Origin of the sequence: Burkholderia sp. Bp9140 (assembly GCF_003853425.1) — a bacterium.
Classification (GTDB): Bacteria; Pseudomonadota; Gammaproteobacteria; order Burkholderiales; family Burkholderiaceae; genus Burkholderia.
This window is the reverse complement of record NZ_QTPQ01000053.1, coordinates 1-20,950: the sequence shown is the minus strand read 5'-3', so window position 1 is coordinate 20,950 and position 20,950 is coordinate 1. Positions and strand designations below refer to the sequence as shown.

The window sequence follows — 20,950 nt, the reverse complement described above, 5'->3', positions numbered from 1 at the left end:
CGCGTCGAGCCGGCTGAGTCCCGGCGCCGGCCCGATCCCCGTCGCCCTGTTGCGAGGCGGGCAGCACCGCATGATGAACGCGCCGAGCCGCATGGTTCCCCTCCCGGTCACGCGAACCGGCGATCAAACCGCCATGCACAGGTACTTGACGACGAGGTAATCGTCGATGCCGTAATGCGACCCTTCGCGGCCGAGCCCCGACTGCTTCACGCCGCCGAACGGCGCGACCTCGTTCGAAATGAGGCCCGTGTTGATGCCGACCATCCCGTATTCGAGCTGCTCGGCCACCCGCCAGACACGCCCGATGTCGCGGCTGTAGAAGTACGCGGCGAGCCCGAACTCGGTGTCGTTGGCGAGCTTCACCACCTCGTCGTCGCTCGAGAAGCGGAACAGCGGCGCGAGCGGCCCGAACGTTTCCTCGCTCGCCACGTCCATCTGCGCGGTGACATTCACGAGCACCGTGGGCTCGAAGAAACCGTGCCCGAGCGCATGCCGCTTGCCACCCGTGGCGAGCGTCGCGCCTTTGTCGAGGGCGTCCGCGATATGCGCTTCGACCTTGTCGACGGCCGCATCGTTGATCAGCGGCCCGAGCGTCACGCCGCCTTCGGTGCCGTGTCCCACCTTCAGACCCTGCACCGCGGCCACCAGCTTCGCGGCGAACGCGTCGTACACGCGGTCATGCACGTAGAAGCGATTGGTGCACACGCACGTCTGGCCGTTGTTGCGGTACTTCGAAGCGATCGCACCTTCGACGGCGGCATCGAGATCGGCATCGTCGAACACGATGAACGGCGCGTTCCCGCCGAGCTCGAGCGTCACCTTCTTCACGGTGGGCGCGCTTTGCGCCATCAGCAGCCGCCCCACGCCGGTCGATCCGGTAAACGACAGCTTGCGCACGATCGGGCTACCCGTCATCGCGCCGCCGATCGCCTTCGGGTCGCCGGTGACGATGTTGAGCACGCCGTTCGGCACCCCCGCGCGCTCGGCAAGCACCGCCAGCGCGAGCGCCGAGAACGGCGTCGCCTCGGCCGGCTTCACGACGATCGGGCAGCCGGCTGCGAGCGCCGGCCCGACCTTGCGCGTGATCATCGCGTTCGGGAAATTCCACGGCGTGATCGCCGCGCACACGCCCACGGGCTCCTTGACGACCACGAGCCGTTTGTCCGATGCGGGTGTCGCGAGCGTGTCGCCGGCCACGCGCTTGCCCTCTTCGGCGAACCATTCGATGAACGAGGCCCCGTAGACGATTTCGCCCTTCGCCTCGGCAAGCGGCTTGCCCTGCTCGGCCGTGAGAATCAGCGCGAGATCGTCGGCGTGCTCGAGCATGAGTTCGTACCAGCGGCGCAGGATGCGCGCGCGCTCCTTCGCCGTCCTGGCACGCCACGCCGGCCATGCCGCATTCGCGGCGTCGATCGCGCGCGACGTCTCCGCCGCGCCCATCAGCGGTGCGCTGCCAAGCGTTGCGCCCGTCGCCGGGTCGAACACCTCCAATTGCTCGCCCGAGTCGGCCTCGCACCATTGCCCATCGATATAAGCCTGATGACGCAAAAGCGCCGGATCCTTCAACAGCGTTTTCAATTCCACGTTCGTTCCTTCCGGGATAAAAATGCATCAGGCGGCCCCGGGAAAATCCGGGCCGCTGATACCGAAAATTTCAAAAGACGGTGGGCAGCGACGCTGCGCGGGCAGCACTTCCCGCTCTTCGCGATCCCGTTTCTCATTTCGCAGTGCAAAGTCGTGTCGACAGGCACGCCGCCGCGAAGTAGTACGCACTACCCCGCCTGACGCCACGACGCACTTTCGTGACCGTGGGCCAGCAGCTTGCGCGCGATCTCGGCTACCCGGTGCACGTGCGCGATGGCAGCCTCGCGCGCCGCCGCACCATTTCCCGTCGCGATGCCCGCGAGAATCTCGCGCATTTCCTCGACCGCCTGGTGGCCGCGATCGTCGGAAGCGATCGTCAGCGCACGCAACCGGTTGATCCGCGCGATCAGCGTCTGCACGACCTCCCACGCGACGTGCTTTTTCCCGGCGATGAACATGCGCTCATAGAATGCCGACGTGAGCGCCTTCACCGTCGCATGATCCTGTGCGTCGAACGCTTGCTGGATCCGGTCGATACACGCGGCCAGATCGGCCACGAGCGGCTCGTCGGCATGCTGCGCACAGGCCATCGCCGCCTCGCCCTCCAGCAACGCGCGTATTTCGTAGATCTCGGCCGCCGTGTCGAAGTCGAGGATCGCGACGATCGGCCCCTGGTTCGGGATCGACGCGACCAGCCCTTCCGTTTCCAGATGCCGCAGGACCTCGCGCACGACGCTTCGGCTCACGCCCAGGATCTCGCATAACGCGCGCTCGACCAGCCGCTCGCCCGGCTGGAAATGCGCGTCGAGGATCGCGGCACGCATTTTCTCGAGCGCGAGCTCGCGCAGCGTGGCGGTGGGCCGCTGGACTTTCAGGGACGGCAGGGCGGGACGCATGGCTGCCGCCGTCAGGCTTGCGCGAACAGGCGCACGTCGCGCGCGTCCCAGTCGACGAGCGCCTGCGCACCGATCACGATGCCGTTGTCGTGCCGGTGAGCGGCCGGCATGCGGATCGAGATTTCCTGCTGCCACGGCGTCGCCACCGCGTAGTGCATCGCATCGCCGAGATAGGTGACGTCGCGCACGGTCACCGGCAGGCCTGCCGTGCCGCTCGAATCATTCGAACCGCTGGCGCGTTGCAGCGAGCAGATGCGCATCTGTTCCGGGCGGATCATCAGCGCACCTTCGTCGCCGGCGGCGAGCGTCGGATGGAACATGTCGGACGCCATCTCGAGGCCGTTGGGGAACACGCCGCCGATGCGGCCGTCGCCGTGCTTCGTCACCTTGACCGGCAGGAAATTCGAATTGCCGATGAAGCTCGCGACGAAGCGTGACGCCGGGTTCGCATAGAGCTCCTCGCCGGTGCCGACCTGCTCGATGCGGCCCTGGTTGAACACGGCGATGCGATCGGACAGGCGCAGCGCCTCCTCCTGGTCGTGCGTGACATACAGGATCGTCACGCCCGTTTCCTGGTGAATGCGGCGCAGTTCCAGCTGGATTTCCTCGCGCAGCTTCTTGTCGAGCGCGGAGAGCGGCTCGTCCATCAGCAGCACGGGCGGATCGTACGCGAGCGCACGCGCGATGGCGACGCGCTGCTGTTGCCCGCCGGAGAGCTGCGCGGGCATCCGGTCGCGGCACTCGGACAGATGCACGAGTTTCAGCATCTGCTCCACTTTCGCGCGGATTTCGGCTTCCGGCCGGCGGCGCACCCGCAGCGGAAACGCGACGTTCTCGCCCACGGTGAGATGCGGAAACAGCGTATAGCGCTGAAACACCATCCCGATGTTGCGCTGGTTCGGCGCGACGGACAGCAGCGGCTTGCCGTCGAGCAGCACGCGGCCGTCGGTCGGCTCCTGAAAGCCCGCGACGATATAGAGCGTGGTGCTCTTGCCCGAACCCGACGGTCCGAGGAAGGTCATGAATTCGCCCTTGCGGACGTCGAGCGACACCTGGTCGATCGCGACGACATCGTCGTAGGTCTTGCGCAGGCGCTGGATTTGCAGGAATGCAGTCATAGCGTGTTACCTCAGTTGGCACGTGCGCGGCGCACGATGGCGCTCGCCAGCATCAATACGGTCGTCAGCGCGACGAGCAGCGACGACGCGGCCGCGACGACGGGTGTCAGGTCCTGCCGCAACGTCGCCCAGATCCGCACGGGCAGCGTTTGCAGCGTCGGGCTCGACATGAAGATCGACACCACGACTTCGTCCCACGATGCGAGGAACGCGAAGATCGCGGCGGCAAACAGGCCGAGCCGGATCGCGGGAAGCGTGACCCGCAGCTTCACCGTGAGCGGCGACGCCCCGCAGATCAGCGCGGCGTCTTCCAGCGCCGTGTCGAAGCTCACGAGCGAATTGCTGATCGAGATGATCGAGAACGGCAGCGCGATGATCAGGTGGCCGATCACGAAGCCGGTCATCGTGCCGTTCAGGCCGATGCGCAGGAAGAACGCATAGAGCGCGACGGCGAGCACGACGACGGGCAGCACCATCGGCGTGAGGAAGAAGCCCCGCACGGCCTCGCGGCCGCGAAACTTGCCGCGCACGAGCGCCAGCGACGCGAGAAACCCGATCGCGACGGAAAGCGCCGTGACGATCACCGCCAGCTTCGCGCTGGTCAGCAGCGAGTCGATCCAGCCCGCATCGGTGAACAGCTGCCGGTACCACTCCAGCGTCCAGCCCGGCGGCGGAAAGATGAGCCACTGCGAATCGCCGAACGACAGCGCGACGATGAAGAAGATCGGCAACAAAAGGAACAGCGCAACGGCCGCGCCCACGGCCACGAGGATCCAGCGCAGCGCGCCCAGGCGATCGAAATCGAGCAACATGTCAGTCCTCCCGCCGGGCCGCCCAAAGGGGCGTAGCGGGGAATTCGCGGAGCATCGCTCCGCGCCCGCGCAGCCGGCCGGCTTTGCAAAGACGGCCGTGGACGGCTGACGCCCCCTCGGGGGGAGCTTTGCATGGGACCGGAGCAAGCGCTGAAGCGCAAACTCCGGTCGACAGCGAACGTAGTGAGCGTGGGGGTTGTTTCATCTCAGCGACCTCCCGTGGTGGCGCGCGCGCTGTTGGTGAAGCGCAGCTGCAACGCATAGAGTGCGAGCGTCACGGCGAGCAGCACGAATGCCGCGGCGCCGGCGAGGCCCCAGTTCAGCAGTGACTGCACGAGCTGCGCGATCAGTTCCGCGAGCATCATGTAGGACGGGCCGCCCAGCAGCGCGGGCGTGACGAAGTAGCCGAGCGCCATCACGAACACCATCAGCGCGCCGGAGGCGACGCCCGGCATCGCGAGCGGCACGAGGATGCGCCAGAACGCCTGCCAGCGGCTCGCGCCGCACACCGCGGCGGCGCGCAGCGTCGACGGGTCGATGCCGCGCAGCGTGGCATGCAGCGGCATCACGAGGAACGGCAGCATGATGTAGGTCATGCCGATCGTCACGCCGGTCAGGTTGTTCACGAGCGCGAGCGGCTCATGGATCACGCCGATCGCCATCAGCGCGCGGTTGATCGGCCCGGTCCCCTGCAGCAGCACCATCCACGCGAACGTCCGTGCGAGCAGGTTGGTCCACATCGACAGCAGCAGGATCGCGAACAGCACCGAACTGAGCTTGCGCGGCGCGATGGCGAGCAGCCATGCCATCGGGAAGCCCACGATGAGCGTGACGAGCGTCACGACCGTGGCCACGAGGAACGTATTGCCGAACACGCGCACATACGTCGTCGAGCCGAGCAGTTGCGCGTAGTTGTGCAGGCCGGGCGTCGGCTCGAGCACGCTGCGCAACAGCAGCGACAGCACCGGCAGCAGGAAGAAAATCACGAGCAGCAGCATCGCGGGCGTCACCAGCCTGATGCTGCGCCAGTCGCGCCGCTTGCGCGCGGCCGGCGCGGGCGGATGCGTGACAGTACTCAATACGTTTGGCATGGTGTCTCCTTTGTCGGCCAGCGTCGGCACTTCAGTGCCCGTTACCGCCGGCCCCATGCAGGTTCGTTGCTCGACCGGGCCGGTTCGATCCGGTTCGGCTTCCTGAACGGCGTTCAGGTCCGTACGTCGTTCCGCGGGCTTACTTCGACTGCCACGCGTACCAGCGCTTCGCGATCGCGTCGCGGTTCTCGGCCCAGTACTTCATGTCGAGATTGATCTGCGAGGTCTTGTACTGGTCGGGCAGCGTCTTGGCGATGGCCGGCGCCATCAGCGCGGCCGACTTCACGTTGATCGGCGCATAGCCCGTATCGGCCGCGAATTTCGCCTGGGCCTGCGCGCTCGTCGCGGCGGCCAGGAACTTCATCGCCGCGTCGCGATGCTTCGCGCCCTTCGGGATCACGAGCATGTCGGCGGCGGTCAGGTTCTGGTTCCACGACATGCCGACCGGCACGCCGGTCTGTGCAAGCGCATGCAGGCGGCCGTTCCAGAACATGCCGACCGGCGCCTCGCCGGATGCAAGCAGCTGCTGCGACTGCGCGCCGCCGCTCCACCAGACGATGTCGCCCTTGATCGAGTCGAGCTTCCTGAACGCGCGGTCGAGATCGAGCGGATACAGCTTGTTGGGCGCGACGCCGTCGGCGAGCAGCGCGATTTCGAGCACGCCCGGCGCCGACCACTTGTAGAACGTGCGCTTGCCCGGGAAACGCTTGGTATCGAAGAGGTCCGCCCAGTTTTGCGGCTGCGCGCCCGTGTACTTCGCCTTGTTGTAGCCGAGCACGAACGAGTAATAGAAGCTGCCGACCGCGGAAGGCGTCGCGAAGCGCGGGTCGAGCTCGGCCTTCTTCACCACCGAATAGTCGATCGGCTCGATCAGGCCGGCCTTCTCCGCCGCATACGCGAAGTCGCCCTCCACGTCGACCACGTCCCAGCTCACGTTGCCGCTGTCGACCATCGCCTTGAGCTTGCCGTAGTCGGTCGGCCCGTCCATCAGCACGTTGATGCCGCTCGCCTGCGTGAACGGCTGCGCCCAGTCCTTTTGTTGCGACGACTGGGTCGTGCCGCCCCAGCTCGTGAACACGATCGGGTCCGCGGCCAGTGCGGGCGCGGCGCACAGCACGACCAACGGTGCGATACAGGCAAGGCGGGATGCTGCGACACGCGGGATGCTTCTGCTGCTCATGGTCTCTCTCCAGGGGGAAACGGTTGCGGCTCGCGGCCGCCGGGACGGCAGCCATTCGAATACGCGTACTCCGGCCGGCGGCATCAGTCGCGCCGGCTTCTCGATCTTGTGTTTCATCACTGCGGCGCGCCGCTGCCGGCCGATGCCGTCAGTGCGCGAGGGCCAGCGGCTGGACCGTGCCGGCTTCCGTGTCGCCGACATAGATGCCGTACGCGTCCTGCCGGCGTTCATGCACGTAGCGTTCGAGCATCGAGCGCACCGCGGTATCGGTGATCTCGTCCCACGGAACCTGCCAGAGCGGCACGATGCGAATGCTGCTGTCGAACCACGGCGAACCGGTGGGGATCACGCGGCCGCGGTAATAGATATGGACGCCCGGGCCGCGCCCGCCGGCCGATTCGAATACGGCAAACAGGCAGTCGAGATGCGCGTTGAGGCCAAGCTTCGCGAGCACGCCGCGCAGGCTCGCCGCGTCGCTCGCCGGTCCGAGCCGGATGCCGGTCGGCAAGCGCACGCCTTGCGGCGTATCGACGAGCACGAGCCCGTCGCGATGTTCGAGAATCGCGCCCACCTGCGCGCGGCGGAATCCGAGCATGTCGAATGCCTGTTGCGCGATTGATCCGGTCATCGACTCAGTCATGGCGTGCTCCCGTGGTCCCTGCGTTACTCGATGAGATTATGGTATGCCATCTTATGGGCTACAACAATGAACATCGTATTATGGAATACCATGAGTCGTGCCAGTCGAATCGACAGACAAAACAAAAGGCCGCCGGGAGGGTGCCGGCGGCCTTTGCTGTTCACGCGCGCGTCTCGATCCCGCGCCCGGGATTCCGTCAGGTGTCGCTGACTGCCTCGTCCTGCTGCCGCGCGAGCGCCGACAGCGCCAGCTCGGAAACGCGCTTGATGTGCGCGGCCGACGCTGCCGAAGCCGCATCGCCGTCGCGCCGCTCGATCGCGTCGAGCAGGCGGTTCATCTCGGTGTTCGAGTCGCCGCCGCGGCCCGGCATCGCGATGGTCAATGCGCGCAACCGGTTGATGCGCGCGTTGAGCGTCTTGACGACCGTCAGCGACACCTGCTTGCCGGCCGCTTCGAACAGCGTCTCATAGAAGCGCTCGGTGTACTCGAGCACACGCGGCAGTTCCTGTTTCTCGAACGCATCCTCGATCACCGCGCGGACCTCGCGCAGCTGCCGCACGACTTCGGGTGTCGCGCTCTCGGCGCATGCGCGCGCGGCATTGGCTTCGAGCAGGCCGCGCAGCTCGTAGATCTCGCCCACCTGCTCCGGATCGAGCCTCGCAACCACCGGCCCTTGTCGCGACACGGTCTCGACCAGCCCTTCGGTCTCCAGGTGCCGCAGCACCTCGCGCACCACCGTGCGGCTCACGCCGAGCTCATCGCACAGCGTGCGTTCGACGAGCCGCGCGCCGGGCCGGAAATAGCCCTGCACGATCGCACCGCGCAGTTTGTCGAGCGTCAGTTCGCGCAACGTCTTGGCATTGCGGTCGATTTTGAGGTCTTGCATGGGCGGCACTCTGGAAACGGGTATTTGGCCTGCGGCAGGCCGGGAGCCGGACACAGGCATGGAATGCCATATTATGACCTAACTGTCAGCGCTTTCCATCCCGCGCGCCGCCGCGCGCACCACCTGCTGGTTCTTTGCAAATGAAACCTGTCCCGGAGCAAAGAAACCTGTGCTGTCGTTTTAGGGCAAAGAAACCTGTTTTAGGTAGCCTGCAACCTCGTAGGCGCCGGCAAAGAAAACTGTTCTGACGCTGCCAAACCCTTGTATTTATTGGCTTCTTCGAGATGAAGTCTAAAACGTCACGAGTCCCCGATGACGCGCGCTGTCGCACCTCCATCGCGGCGTCGGTGGGTCCCCGCCTAAAGCCCCCTTCTCACGCTCTAATGAAATCAATCACTTAGCAGATTCGATGCAAAGAAAGCTGTCGCCGAGGTTCGCATTTGCAAACGAAATCTGTTCTATCGATACTGGCTGCCGCTCTGCAAGCCAACGACACAGCTGCTGTTGGTCTCGGGCACCGTGACTCGCAGCGCACGAAATAAGAGCGCCGGCTGATAAACAAGAAAGCGCCTCGTCTAAAGCGAACGTCCGACCTGGTATGCCCCGGATTCAAAGACGGCGATTGGTTGCACGTGGATGCGCACAGTCTGCGCGCATCCAGAAAATGCAGTCGGACGCCAATCTCAAGCGTGGCAGGTGCATTCAAACGACATCGGATACCACTGAAGCTTCACCTGGAGCTTGCCGATCTCGGCTACCACCTCACCCGGCTGCTCCTGAGCGCTCCTTGCCAAAGCCTCCTACTTTTCGATTCGCACCGTCCGGAACGCGATACTTATGCGCCGCCGGGAGCCTCGTACCGCGTAGAAAAGAAAGCAGTAATGTTTTGGGCCGCTGACTGTGCTCGCTCGAGCGTCGAAGACGTCGCTTCGGCGGCAACGGGTGTCTCTATGACGAGCTGAACCTGCGCTGGAAGTTCACCGAGAATCCCGTGCAGCGGGATGACACCGTCGCCGAGATGAAGCCGTGACGTACGCGCTTCACCGGCAAGTCCTTCCAGAGGCGGGGCGATCCGCTCGCAATCGCTCAGCTGTGCATATGCAATCCGTTCCGCCGGAATTTGCCCGATGTCCGACGCTGTACCGCCGCCCCGGTGAAAGTGGAGGACATCAAGAATCAGGCCGGCGTTGGAACTGCCCGCGGCCTCAACAAGATCCAATGCGTCCCGCCAAGTCCTGATATCGCGGTACAACATGAACTCTATGCCAACGGAAAGACCGAAACCCGCGGCCTGCTCACACAGACGACCAAAAAGGTCAATGCGCTGCGGGCGGGAAAGAAAAGTCGCATGGGGTGCGAGTTCGGTACCGATGGATGAAATGTGGGTCGCGCCGAGTTCCGCACCGAGCTCAAGTGCTGGCTTGAAGCGCTCCAGATCCGTCAGTGGCGATAACACAAATGCCTCGATGTCAAAGACACGCACGCCCGTTTCGCGAAGCGCCGTTTTGATCTCACGGATGACCTCCGGTTTGCCCAGGACCTCGTGGTGCAGCGGATGAGACGTGGCCGTCATTACAAGGAGGCCGACTTTCCCGAAACCGGATTTTGCTGCAGCCCAGACAAGCTCCGCCTGTGGCGTACGCCCAACCGTCAAGTTGGCCAACGACATATTGCGAATCTCAACGCTTGCTTTCATCCGTATTACCCGGTTACAAGAGCTTATTCCACATCGGGGACCGTCACGGTTGAGCGCGCAACCACTGCATCATGAATAGCCAGCGTCGCGGCCAGCGTGCGCGTCCCGTCAATGGCCGGACAAATCGGCACCTCCTTCCCGGCAATGACAGCCGAGAAGTGTCGCAACTGCTCGTAGTAGGGATCAGCTGCGTGTGGCGTGCAACGCTCAACCGTCAGAGCTTCGTGCCAACCCTTGTTGTCGCGGTATTCCCAGACATCGAGTAGCGGCAGTGTCAACGAGGCGTTGGTGCCAAGCAGGAAATGCGTATTGACCTGCTGGCGCGGATAATGGGCCGCTTCGCCCGCTGCCAGATCCCAATTCCACGGAGACACCGCGCAATCCGAAACAGCCAAGGTGCCGAGCGCGCCGTTCTGAAAGCGTAGCAGCACGGCTGCGGTGTCCTCCACTTCGAACCCGCGCACGTCATTGGAGGACTGCGCCTGCACCTCGACAATCTCGCCCATCAGAAAGCGCATGATGTCGATATCGTGAATCAGGTTGATCAGCACCGGGCCACCGCCCACGGTACGCCGCCACTCGACATCGAAATACGGATCGGGCTTGAAAAATGCCGCGAGACCATTTGCAGCGACGAGCTGGCCGAGGCGGCCGGACTGGATTACCTCCCGCGCGCGGCGCAGGATCGGATTGTGCCGCCGCTGGTGGCCCACTAGCAGCGGCACACCCGCGTCACGCGCCGCGCGCGTCAGGCGCGTGGCGTCTTGAACGTTGTCCGCAATCGGTTTTTCAATGAGCGCCGGCACACCACGCGCAATACAGGCCAGTCCGATCTCCATATGAGTCGCATTTGGCGTCGCAACGATCGCCCCTGCGGGACGAATCTCGTCCAGCATCACGGCGTAGTCCGCAAACCAGCGCAATCCGTTCGCCCGCGCAAACTCCTGTGCGGCCGACGACGGGTCCGCGAGCGCAACAACTTCAACGTCGGCATGCGAACGCGCTCGTTCAACATGCATCCTGCCAATTGCCCCCGCGCCAATTACTGCCAAGCGTGCCTTCGCCATTTTCCTCTTCTCTGTCGCTTAGCGGGTTTGTCTCGATCGGGTCTTACCGAAGGCGCTTTTGGGGCTGCAGCCGAAGGTTTGACCCGGAGTTAATGGATGTTCGCGCCACGCGGCGCAGGTCCTTACACGCCGCGGCAACCACCGGGTGCCGCCAGCGCCGACTCAATCACTGCAAGCGTCGCCTCGCGCAAGCGGCGCGCGCGTGCCAGTGCCGGTGTGCTCTGCGCCCAGCGCTGGTTGGGAACTTCGACACTGACTGGCAGATGCATCGGCAAGGCGCGCAGGATACCCCGAAGGTCAATGCCCCCCTCGCCGGGAATCATGCGCTCACAACGCGCCTGAAAAAGCAATGTGTCCAGGTCAGTCGGGCGCTGTGGGCTGGCGTCACAAAACTGCAGGTAACCAAAGTACTCCCGTGGCAACGCACTCAATGCATCGGCCGATGTTCCAGCGCGATCAAAGTGAATCGGATCGATGATGAGCCCGGTGTTCTTCCGACCACTCGCACGAATGACGCGCGCGCCCGCCTCGATGTCCCTGACATCGGTCCACGGCATCGGCTCGACAGACGGCGAAAGACCCAGCGGCTCAGCAAGATCGCAAAGACGGCCGAGATTGTCGACCAGGCGGTTTTCGTCCGGATCGTTACCAGCCACCAGTACGTACCGTGCGCCAAGTTCCGCAGCGGTCTCGAGCATCGGCAAATATGCGCGCACGTCAGTCTCAGGCTTGAGCCGCAGAATCTCCGCGTCGAGCACACGCACCCCCGTGTCTCGCAATACTGCGAGGACTTCGCGCTTTAGCGCGGCATCGCCGATGACGTCGTGATGCACCTCAGTTTCGGTCGCCGGCAGCAGTCGCAGACCGACATAGTCATATCCCGACTCGCTGGCACATCGAACCATCTGAGGTGGCGTCAGCTCAAGAACGGTCAGTGCGGCCAGCGACAGTGGCCGGAGTTCAGGTACAGTCATCTCTTCTCCCAAATCGTTGTTTCAGAAACGCCGAATCGCATGTGCGCGCCCGGCGATCTCCCCGTCAGTACGTCGCACGCCCGCCCGACACATCGAACGTAGCACCAGTCGAAAAGGAGCAATCTTCGGTCGACAACCAAGCGACGAGTGCAGCGACCTCATCCGGCCGACCAGGTCGCCCCATCGGAATCTTGTCGACAACGAGTTTCCGTTGAGCGTCTGTCATGGCCGAGAGCATTTCGGATTCGATCGCAGCCGGAGCAACACAATTGACCCGAATCTCGGTGTCCGCCAGTTCCTTGCCCAGCGATTTCGTAAGTGCCATCACACCCGCCTTCGATGCACTATAGGCAGACTGGTTCGGGTTGCCATCTTTGCCGCCGATCGACGCCAGGTTCACGATTCGGCCGTTGCGAGCCCGCCGCAAATAGGGGATCACGGCCTTGCAGCAAAGGAACGTCCCAGTGAGATTGACTTCAAGCACCTGTCGCCACGAATCGACCGGATATGCTTCGACCTTTTCGATGGCGCCGTTGATTCCCGCTGAATTGACAAGGATGTCAATCGCCCCGAGCTTCGACGCGGCCAATTCCACTGCCGCTTGCACGCTCTCGTCATTGGTCACGTCAACCTGGGTCGTCAACACTGCACCTACCCGTTCTGCCGCGGCCTGCACTGCGTCTGATTTGAGGTCCCAGAGAACGACTTTCGCACCGGAAGCGATGAGGCGTTCGGCAATAGCCAGTCCGATTCCACCCGAGCCGCCCGTCACAATAGCCACGCGGTTTGCAAGATCAAGTTTGTTCATCATCCGTTCCTAACCAAAACTTCCACAAAAATCGTGACACCAAGACATCAACCCTGTTTTTCGCGACGTCCTAATTGTTCCAACGGCACCGTGTGAGCTTCGCGCATCGTCAGTGCCGCAACCGACGAAATCAGACAGACAGTAGCCGCAAAGACGGCGGGAAGAACCCACGGCTGGGTGCCCCACCGGCCCATCAGCGCCGACTCGATCAGCGGAGCAAATCCCGCCACGCCGACACCCAATTGCGTGCCGACAGCCACCCCGGACATGCGGACATCCGTCGAAAAGCGTTCGCCAAACAGCGCCGGATATACGGCGTTGTTCATCCCGTATGCCAGACCCCCGAGGAAAACCCCGAAACAAAGCACCCATGTTTCATGACCCGTTGTGATCGACCAGAGGAAAAACACCAAGCCGATCGCACACAGGACGTTGCCTGCAACCAACACCGGCCGACGCCCTACCCGATCTGACAACGCGCCCCAGACCGGAATGGTGAAGACCGCCAGCAGATTTGCAAGCGCAGCCGTCCAGAGCATCGTCGAGGTACTGATTGGCTGACTCTGGATGCGGGAGAACGACAGCGCGAACACGGCAAACGTGGTGCCGACTGAGGCTAGCAGCACCGTGAAGAATATCTGGGTCAGTTCCTTGCGATAGCTCGCGAACAGAACCTTCAGCGGCATGTTCTTGACCTTTTCGTGTGCGGCCTTGTTCTCAAAGGCCGGCGTCTCTTCGAGCTTTGCTCGTACAACGAGGCCCACAACAACGACGATCGCACTAAGCCAAAAAGGAACGCGCCAACCCCAGGCCATGAACTGGTCGGTAGGCAGAAAGGCCGCCAGCGGCAAGACCACGGCAGGCGCGAGGACCTGGCCGCCCTGCGTGCCGCTCAGTGTCCAGCTGGTGTAATAGCCGCGCCGGTGCTGCGGTGCATGCTCGAAGCACATCGAACTCGCGCCCGCGAGTTCTCCCGAAGCAGAAATACCTTGCAGGAAACGCAGGGTCACCAGCAAGGCTGGCGCCAGTAGACCGGCATTCTGATAGGTTGGCAGACAGCCCACGAGAAATGTCGAAATTCCCATGAGCAACAGCGTGCCCACCATGACGACTTTTCGACCGAGCCGGTCCCCGAAGTGCCCCATCAGGAATGATCCGAGCGGCCGCGCCGCGTACGCAACACCAAATGTCGCCATCGACGCCAGCGTTGCGGCCGCGATATCTCCCGGCGGGAAAAAGAGCTGAGGAAAGACCAGTGCCGCTACTGTGCCGTAGATAAAGAAATCGTAGTATTCGAGCGCACTGCCGATCCATCCGGCGATTGCCGCCCTTCGAGCATGGCCAGTACCCGATGCGTGTGCCGCATCGCTGGACCGGCCCGCATCTCGGGCGGCCGATGTGATTTCATCCCGCAACGTCTCTACTGTCATGATGTCTCCAAAATTGAATTTAGCGCACTGTTTTGGTCGTATTCGCAGCAGGGCCGCGTCGTGTTGAGCCCGACCCCGACAAAATCTGGGAGCTCGACGCCGCCCCGTCTGGCTTCTTTAAGTCGATCTCTCGGTGCAGCTCAGCCGCCAGTCGGCACCACTTGGGTCACGGTCCTTTAAATCATTTGTATCGTTGTACTAATCGTACTTTTGATATTTAAGTCTGATCTATTAACTACGGCGTGGTCCCCAGAAGTGGAACTTGATCGCCCTGCCAACTCCCACTTCGACTATGCGATTCGCACGCCCGCGAGTTCGATACACATTTCCGCTCGCCTGCTCTCCAAAGCCGGGCTCGGTGCGTCCGCATCGTCGCCCCCCATCTCGTTGATCCCCGCGGCATGCCGCCCTGCGATATACCCAAAGGTCATCGCCGGCCCAAGATTGATCCCGCCAGACGGGTAAAAGCCCCCCATCACACTCGCCATATCGGTGCCCACCGCGTAGAGACCTGTAATCGGCAGATCACCGTCGCCCAGCACCTGCGCGGCGCCGTTGGTCTTCAGGCCCGCGAACGTTCCGAAGCTACCCGGCAGCACCTTGACCGCGTAGAACGGTCCATGTTCGATCGGCGCGACGCAGGGGTTCGGGCCATCATGTAGCGGATCTCCCCCTTTGCGGTTAAATGGCGTCGAGCCACGACCAAATACCGGATCCTCACCACGCCGGGCATGCTCGTTAAATGTGCGCACCGTCTGCACAAGTGCATCAGGGTCGATGTCACATTCGCGGGCCAGCGCCTGAATCGAATCTCCGCGCTTCAGGTAGCCACTACGGACAAACGGGGCAAGCGGTACCGGAAACGGCCGGGCGTAACCAAGCCCATACCGCCGCTGGAAATGGTGGTCGCAGATTAGCCACGATGCGACCTCCTGCCCTTCCGGAACCGCGTCAATCATTGCTTTCGTGTAGTCGTAGTAGCCATCGGCTTCGTTCACGAAGCGTTTGCCGCTGCGCAGTACACCAATAACTCCAGGCTTGGCACGATCGATAATGTGGGGGAAATGTCCCACACGCCCATCGCGGTGGACAACCTGCGACACCGGTGCCCACGCCGCGGGCGATGCAAGATCGGTCACCAGTCGCCCCCCGACGGATTCACCCAGCGTGATTCCGTCGCCACTGCAACCGGCCGGCGGGAGTGCGAGATGTTCCTTGCCAGTCGGGTTGCGGGGAAAGTGAGCCTGGCGGCGCTCAATGTCGTTCGGAAAACCACCCGTAGCCAGCACGACCCCGCGGGCAGCATGAATCTGGATCTCCCCATTACGGGTCGAAACAACCGCACCGCGAACGGCACCTTCGTCATAAATCAGGCGCTTGGCGGGAGCGGACTCCATCATCGTGACGCCCAGATTCTCGGCCGACTTCGCCAGACGCGCGATCAGCGCCACGCCATTCACCAACTGCATTGCACGACCGTGTAGCCCAAGATCCAGCAGATGCCGTGAAAAGCGCCGAACGACATGGAACAAGGATCGCCATGAGCGCGTCACACCAAGAAATGCGGACAGATCGGCACCGGCCATGATCGGCATGCCGAGAATCGACGTCTCGGGCATCGTCTTTCGCAATCGCTTGATCAGCGCTCCCGCTTTCCGCCCGTCGTACGGCGCCGCAATAACCTGATGCCCTCGCGTGGCGGCACCGGGGGTATTGCCATGCATGTCGGGAATCTCGTTGCCATCGACGAATTTGAGCTCGGTGTGCGTCTCGAAGAACGAAACCATGTTCGGGCACTGGTCAAGGAACGCATCGATACGGGCCGCGTCATAGCGCGCACCCAGTTCGTTGCGCAGGTACACGCGCGGTTGCTGTGGGTCTTCATTGATGCCCGCCCGTTGGGCGAGCGGGTTACCGGGCACCCACATCCAGCCGCCCGACCAGGCGCTCGCTCCACCCAGAACGTCGTCCTTTTCGATGACGACCACGCTCAGGCCATGCCAGGCGGCCGTGACCGCCGCCGCAAGGCCTGCCGCCCCCGAGCCGATCACCAGCAAGTCACAGCGCATCTCACGCTCCGCCATCTCCACCTCCTATTCCCCCAATCGATGAGAGAAGTTTAGTGGAATTGAATTCCAATGTCACAGGAAATTTGTTCCATCCCATCTCTGTGCTGTTGAGAACGGATAGGACGCTACCTCTGGTCATCGTCGACACGGGACGCATTCGGCATCCTGGAGACGCGCCAGTCTAGGTGCGCGACCGGCTGAACACACACCGGCCGCCATGTCGCAAGGTCCGGAGAGAAAGATTATTCCACACAGAGTGGAATAAACTTCCAGTACAATGAACGCTCAATGTCGTAAACGGAAGGAGGTATGGATGGCAGGCGGAGTCACATCGCCCGAGCCCGGGTACTCGGGATTGCTCGACCGAGGACTGGCAATTCTCGAACTGCTCTCGGGTAGCGACGCTGGGGCATCGCTCACCTTTATCTCAGAAAATTTGCGAATCCCGCGTAGTGCGACCCATCGACTACTGACAGCGCTTTCAGATCACGGCTACGTGCGCCAGGAGCAGGATCGTGGCGTATATGTCCTGACAACCAAATTGCAGGTATTGGCGTTCCGTCATCTCGCCTCGAGCGGTTACATTGATGCCGCCCAGCAGGTGCTGGACCGGCTGGCGACGGCAACAGGAGAACTGGTTCGCCTCGCCGTCGCAGACAATGATCAGTTGACGTGGGTCGCCAAGTCGCAAGGTGCGCGATCCGGACTGCGATATGACCCTGATATGGGCATGATTGCAAAGCTGTCATGTTCGGCGACAGGCTACGCCTGGTTGTCATGCATGGACGACCATCAGGCGCTTGAGATCATTGAAAGACAAGGACTGGGAAGCCGCGACGAATATGGCCCACAGGCGCCAGAGACCCTCGCCGAGGTACTCGCGCACATTCACACTGCGCGTGAGCAGGGTTACGCGATTGCCGTCCAGACATTTACCGACTGGATGGCGGCGATCGCCACTGCATTGAGGCATCCGCTCACCCGGAAACCCATTGGTGTCATCAGTGTCGCGGGCCCATTTTCCCGGCTACCCGAAAAGCGGCTGCACGAGTTCGCTCCGCTGCTGATCGAAGCTGCCCGTGAAATCGCTCAACTGATTCCAGGTTCGCCGGCCCTGACGAGTCCGGGTATCGCCGCCCTGGCGGCACGCGAAAGCGCTACTTCGTAGCAAGACTACTGACAGTATTCGCTTATGGGTGCAGTCACGAGCCCTCGCCCGCCAGACTCCCAGTGATTGCACGCATCACACCGTCAACCTTCCGCCCTTCATCTACATGTCTGACCGGTGACCCGACCGATTTTCACGGGTCGGCCTCAAACGCATCCTGTGTTTCGGCGTCACCGGGCTATCCCTTCACAAAAGGAGCACACGATGTCCGACATCGAACCTATCATCGAACGCGTACTTTTAACCAACGACGATGGTATTGACGCGCCGGGGCTCGCAGTTCTTGAAGCGGTCGCGGCCGAACTTGCACACGAAGTATGGGTGGTGGCGCCCGAACGCGACCAGAGCGGAACATCACATTCGATCAGCCTGCATTCACCTCTGCGCATCGCTCAACGTGGCGAACGCCGCTTCGGCGTCCATGGCACGCCAGGCGACTGCGTTGTCATGGCGGTGCGCCATCTGATGAAGGACACAACCCCGACGCTTGTGCTGTCCGGCATCAATCGCGGGGCCAATCTTGGAATCGAGACGATGTTCTCCGGTACGGTCGGGGCAGCCATGACCGGCCTCCTGCTCGGCCTGCCCTCAATCGCACTGAGCCAGGCGGTACCGAACCGCAAAAGCGTACGCTGGGATACCGCACGCGCACTTGCACCCGCTGTTCTTCGAAAACTGCTGTCGATTACTCACGACGCTCCCACCTGTCTGAATGTGAATTTTCCGGACTGCGATGCATCGGAGGCTGGGCCACTCGCTATTACGCGGCAAGGGACAGGTTACTTCGAGAGCATCGACGTCTTTGCGCACATCGATCCACGAGAGATTGACTATCACTGGATGCGGTTCCGACATGGTCGCCGCCCGGATGCGCCTGACACCGAGGCCGCAATCATCAGTGCCCGCGGCATTTCCGTGACACCGATACACTTTGATCGTACCTCTCAACACACCGTTTTGACGCTGCAATCTGGCCTGCAAGCCGGCGCCATGGTATAGCGACTTTCGCAGTGAATGCTCGTCATGCACTAAGACTGCCTCGACGTTACTATTCAGATATCCAAAATGTTTTCAGCAGAGCGCGGGTTGTGCATCTACGATGCATGAGCTGACCAGTGTGTGGGTGGCATGGATAAAGAGTTGCTGACCAAGATCGTATAGAGATAGCGCGGCAGCTTCGTCGCGCGATCGCCGCGCTTCGCGAATGCGAGCAGTTCCGGCGTCTTGTCGATGAAGCGTCTCGTCACGTCGCCCGCGATGAAGAAATGAAGGGCGATTCCGTGAAGTGGCGCGTGGCAGCCAAGCGGTGAAACATCAAGCCGATGCAGGGCGGTGCGCTGAAGGATCCGGTGATCCCGCTCGAGTCCACCACGGCACAAATCGGCGCGCGGCTCGAGCATCCGTTTCATGGTAAGCGGTCTGATAACAACGTCCCTCAGAGGCTTATTAGCCTCTCGAGTGCAGAGGTAATCACATCCTGTGCTCGCGCAGCCGCAGTCATCAAGCGTGCGTAATCGATCTTAGGCCGCGCTTCATCGATGAGCGAGCAGTCTATATAGTTCGGGTAGCGAAGTTCGATCATAAGAGTTTCGACGTTCGAACGCCGACCATAGTGCCGAACGATGTACCCGCCCCGAAACGGAGTATTGTCGCCTACGGAAAATCCGGCATCTCGATACGCCGCGAAGAATGTCTGGAACGTTTGAACGGACGTGGTGCAATGGCCACCGTTCCCAAGGCAAACATCGAAAGTCGTAGGTCCCATGAAGGAGTGCAGATCGAGCACCAAAACGCGACCGAAATTTTCCACCATTGCATCAACTTCTGCCTCTAGCCTCTGATGAAAGGGCCGATGAAAAGAGGTAATCCTGCCGACGGCTTCCGCTGCGGTTGGCTCATGCAAATAGATCGCTTCGCCAGCGTAGGTGCTGAGGGTAATCGGTGAATCCGACCACGCCCCGGGGGCTACCAAATTGGGATCACGATTGACGTCGACGACATATCGGCTATGTGTAGCCAAGATGGTGGTGATCCCCATTCCTGGCAAGAAAGAGTACAAGTCGTTCAAGAACCAGTCGGTGTTACGCTGCCCGCTTATCGCGGCAACTTCCTGATCGCTCAACCCCATTTCCACCAAGCGACTGACAGCCTCATGCCGCAAGTCGTGGAAATGGAGATCGTCAAGACCGAGATCGCGAACAATATCGGCCCAGAGTTTCTGAAACACGTATGGTTTGCGCTTCTTGTCTCGCCCATGCTCGTACCATGGCGCCGCTCGCCAGGCTGATAGCGGCGCTCGATGTCAAAGGGATCATCGAATAACAGCTTTCCCCGCCATCAAGACGCTCGATGACTACGACTACAGTTTCGCCGTCGGGGCGCCGCGCAAGACGATCGACGAGCTTGCCACCCTGCGCTTCATCGAGCGGGGTGAGAACGCCGTGTTGCTAGGCCCGTCAGGCGTGGGCAAGACCCACCTCGCGATCGCCATTGGGTATGCCGCGACACAGGCCGGCATCAAGACGAAGTTCATCACGGCGGCGGATCTGATGTTGCAGCTCGAGGCCACGCGCCGACAGGAGCGATACGACGCCGTACTTCGGCACAACATTCTCGGCCCGAGGTTGCTCATCGTCGACGAGATCGGCTATCTGCCGCTCTCGGGGGATCAGGCTAGCCACTTCTTCCAGATCGTCGCCAAGCGCTACGAGCGCGGGTCGATGATCCTGACCAGCAACCTTCCGTTTGCGCAGTGGGACGAAACCTTCGGCGGCAACACCACACTGACTGCAGCGATGCTCGACCGCATCCTGCACCACGCCCACATTATCCAGATCAAAGGAGACAGCTACAGGCTGAAACTGCAACGCCAAGCCGGTCACGTTTCGTCATCGAAGAGGTAACGACTGGCTCAGTTTTACTTTGCGCGATCAGGCGCGAAGTGGCTCAGATTTCAAATGCGTTTGACACAGGATGCGGCGCCTTCTTCAATCGCTGCCCAGGATATAGCGAGGGGACGTCATGCCAGACAATCTAAATAAAGCGTCCGAATTTCGTTTTAGGTTTGACCCGATCCACGCTTAGCCAGAACTCCCCCGGCTGCGAGGTGGGTGGCCCCAATCGCCGGGGCATATGAAGCGTTTAGCCACCCTCACCGCCTTGACACTACTGCCGGCACGCACGTCGACATCCGAGGTGATGCCGGCTGGCGACGGACACTACACTGTGGTAGCAACGCGCAGCTGCATCAGCTCGACAGGCAGACGCATGGGGTTCGCGGCTGGACGCCGCAAGAGGCTCAACTGACATTCGCATGCGTTGGGGCAAGAGGTCATGGCAAAGCGACCCCGGGCAACTTCCCCGATACGAACTTGGTGCTTGCCGAGCGGCAGGCCACACGCCAAGGACATCAGTACAGATTTCCTTTGCAAATCCGTTTTGCAGCGGGGGGGGGGGGGGGGGGGCGGGGGGCGGGGGGGGGGGGGGGGGGGGGGGGGGGGGGGGGGGGGGGGCGGGGGGGGGGGGGGGGGG

General features: G+C 62.2%; 17 protein-coding genes and 2 pseudogenes. 3 read left to right on the top strand and 16 right to left on the bottom strand.

Annotated elements, in window-relative coordinates; all coding sequences use genetic code 11:
• Positions 1 to 123: 123 nt before the first annotated feature.
• The 14 genes and pseudogenes from DIE21_RS32740 to DIE21_RS32670 all read right to left on the bottom strand — a co-directional run bounded on the left by DIE21_RS32740 (position 124) and on the right by DIE21_RS32670 (position 16,266).
• Complete coding sequence (locus DIE21_RS32740) at positions 124 to 1,584, bottom strand: NAD-dependent succinate-semialdehyde dehydrogenase (RefSeq protein ID WP_124501560.1); 1,461 nt, start codon at positions 1,582 to 1,584, stop codon at positions 124 to 126.
• A gap of 188 nt (positions 1,585 to 1,772) precedes the next feature.
• The gene (locus tag DIE21_RS32735; protein WP_124501559.1) at positions 1,773 to 2,480 is read right to left on the bottom strand and encodes a GntR family transcriptional regulator; all 708 of its coding nucleotides are present in this window, start codon (positions 2,478 to 2,480) and stop codon (positions 1,773 to 1,775) included.
• Positions 2,481 to 2,491: 11 nt separating this feature from the next.
• Positions 2,492 to 3,598 (bottom strand): ABC transporter ATP-binding protein, encoded by a 1,107-nt coding sequence (locus DIE21_RS32730; protein WP_124501558.1) that lies wholly within the window; start codon positions 3,596 to 3,598, stop codon positions 2,492 to 2,494.
• 11 nt (positions 3,599 to 3,609) lie between these two features.
• Positions 3,610 to 4,410, bottom strand: a complete 801-nt coding sequence (locus DIE21_RS32725) for an ABC transporter permease (protein ID WP_124501557.1) — start codon at positions 4,408 to 4,410, stop codon at positions 3,610 to 3,612.
• A 206-nt stretch (positions 4,411 to 4,616) separates the two neighbouring features.
• Positions 4,617 to 5,501 (bottom strand): ABC transporter permease, encoded by an 885-nt coding sequence (locus tag DIE21_RS32720; RefSeq protein ID WP_124501556.1) that lies wholly within the window; start codon positions 5,499 to 5,501, stop codon positions 4,617 to 4,619.
• A gap of 139 nt (positions 5,502 to 5,640) precedes the next feature.
• Positions 5,641 to 6,681 (bottom strand): ABC transporter substrate-binding protein, encoded by a 1,041-nt coding sequence (locus DIE21_RS32715; protein WP_124501555.1) that lies wholly within the window; start codon positions 6,679 to 6,681, stop codon positions 5,641 to 5,643.
• Positions 6,682 to 6,829: 148 nt separating this feature from the next.
• Positions 6,830 to 7,261: pseudogene (locus tag DIE21_RS32710) on the bottom strand (flavin reductase); the annotation flags it as partial.
• A gap of 256 nt (positions 7,262 to 7,517) precedes the next feature.
• Positions 7,518 to 8,207 (bottom strand): GntR family transcriptional regulator, encoded by a 690-nt coding sequence (locus tag DIE21_RS32700; RefSeq protein ID WP_185640735.1) that lies wholly within the window; start codon positions 8,205 to 8,207, stop codon positions 7,518 to 7,520.
• 835 nt (positions 8,208 to 9,042) lie between these two features.
• A complete protein-coding gene (locus tag DIE21_RS32695) occupies positions 9,043 to 9,903 on the bottom strand; it encodes a sugar phosphate isomerase/epimerase (RefSeq protein ID WP_124501553.1) in 861 nt (286 codons plus the stop codon).
• A 23-nt stretch (positions 9,904 to 9,926) separates the two neighbouring features.
• Positions 9,927 to 10,970: a Gfo/Idh/MocA family protein gene (locus DIE21_RS32690; RefSeq protein ID WP_124501552.1), complete on the bottom strand. Its 1,044-nt coding sequence runs from the start codon at positions 10,968 to 10,970 to the stop codon at positions 9,927 to 9,929.
• A gap of 122 nt (positions 10,971 to 11,092) precedes the next feature.
• Positions 11,093 to 11,944 (bottom strand): sugar phosphate isomerase/epimerase, encoded by an 852-nt coding sequence (locus DIE21_RS32685; RefSeq protein ID WP_124501551.1) that lies wholly within the window; start codon positions 11,942 to 11,944, stop codon positions 11,093 to 11,095.
• 64 nt (positions 11,945 to 12,008) lie between these two features.
• On the bottom strand, positions 12,009 to 12,752 hold the full coding sequence (locus tag DIE21_RS32680; protein WP_124501550.1) for an SDR family NAD(P)-dependent oxidoreductase: 744 nt from the start codon (positions 12,750 to 12,752) through the stop codon (positions 12,009 to 12,011).
• A gap of 47 nt (positions 12,753 to 12,799) precedes the next feature.
• Positions 12,800 to 14,182 carry an MFS transporter gene (locus tag DIE21_RS32675; protein ID WP_124501549.1) on the bottom strand — a complete coding sequence of 461 codons (1,383 nt, stop codon included), beginning with the start codon at positions 14,180 to 14,182 and terminating at the stop codon, positions 12,800 to 12,802.
• A gap of 290 nt (positions 14,183 to 14,472) precedes the next feature.
• Positions 14,473 to 16,266 carry an FAD-dependent oxidoreductase gene (locus tag DIE21_RS32670; protein WP_124501548.1) on the bottom strand — a complete coding sequence of 598 codons (1,794 nt, stop codon included), beginning with the start codon at positions 16,264 to 16,266 and terminating at the stop codon, positions 14,473 to 14,475.
• A 298-nt stretch (positions 16,267 to 16,564) separates the two neighbouring features.
• Here DIE21_RS32670 and DIE21_RS32665 point away from each other — a divergent pair, with 298 nt between their 5' ends.
• Positions 16,565 to 17,419, top strand: coding sequence for an IclR family transcriptional regulator (locus DIE21_RS32665; RefSeq protein ID WP_124501547.1), 855 nt, complete (start codon positions 16,565 to 16,567; stop codon positions 17,417 to 17,419).
• A gap of 204 nt (positions 17,420 to 17,623) precedes the next feature.
• Positions 17,624 to 18,418, top strand: a complete 795-nt coding sequence (gene surE, locus DIE21_RS32660) for a 5'/3'-nucleotidase SurE (protein ID WP_124501546.1) — start codon at positions 17,624 to 17,626, stop codon at positions 18,416 to 18,418.
• Positions 18,419 to 18,513: 95 nt separating this feature from the next.
• Here the strand turns inward: surE and DIE21_RS38345 are convergent, their stop codons facing one another.
• Entirely contained in the window at positions 18,514 to 18,828 is a 315-nt protein-coding gene (locus DIE21_RS38345; RefSeq protein ID WP_409364668.1) for a hypothetical protein, read from the bottom strand.
• Between the two features lie 26 nt (positions 18,829 to 18,854).
• Positions 18,855 to 19,646, bottom strand: a complete 792-nt coding sequence (locus tag DIE21_RS38050; protein ID WP_260432574.1) for an N-formylglutamate amidohydrolase — start codon at positions 19,644 to 19,646, stop codon at positions 18,855 to 18,857.
• Between the two features lie 58 nt (positions 19,647 to 19,704).
• Here DIE21_RS38050 and istB point away from each other — a divergent pair.
• Positions 19,705 to 20,322, top strand: a pseudogene (istB, locus tag DIE21_RS32645) (IS21-like element helper ATPase IstB); the annotation flags it as partial.
• Between the last annotated feature and the right edge of the window lie 628 nt (positions 20,323 to 20,950).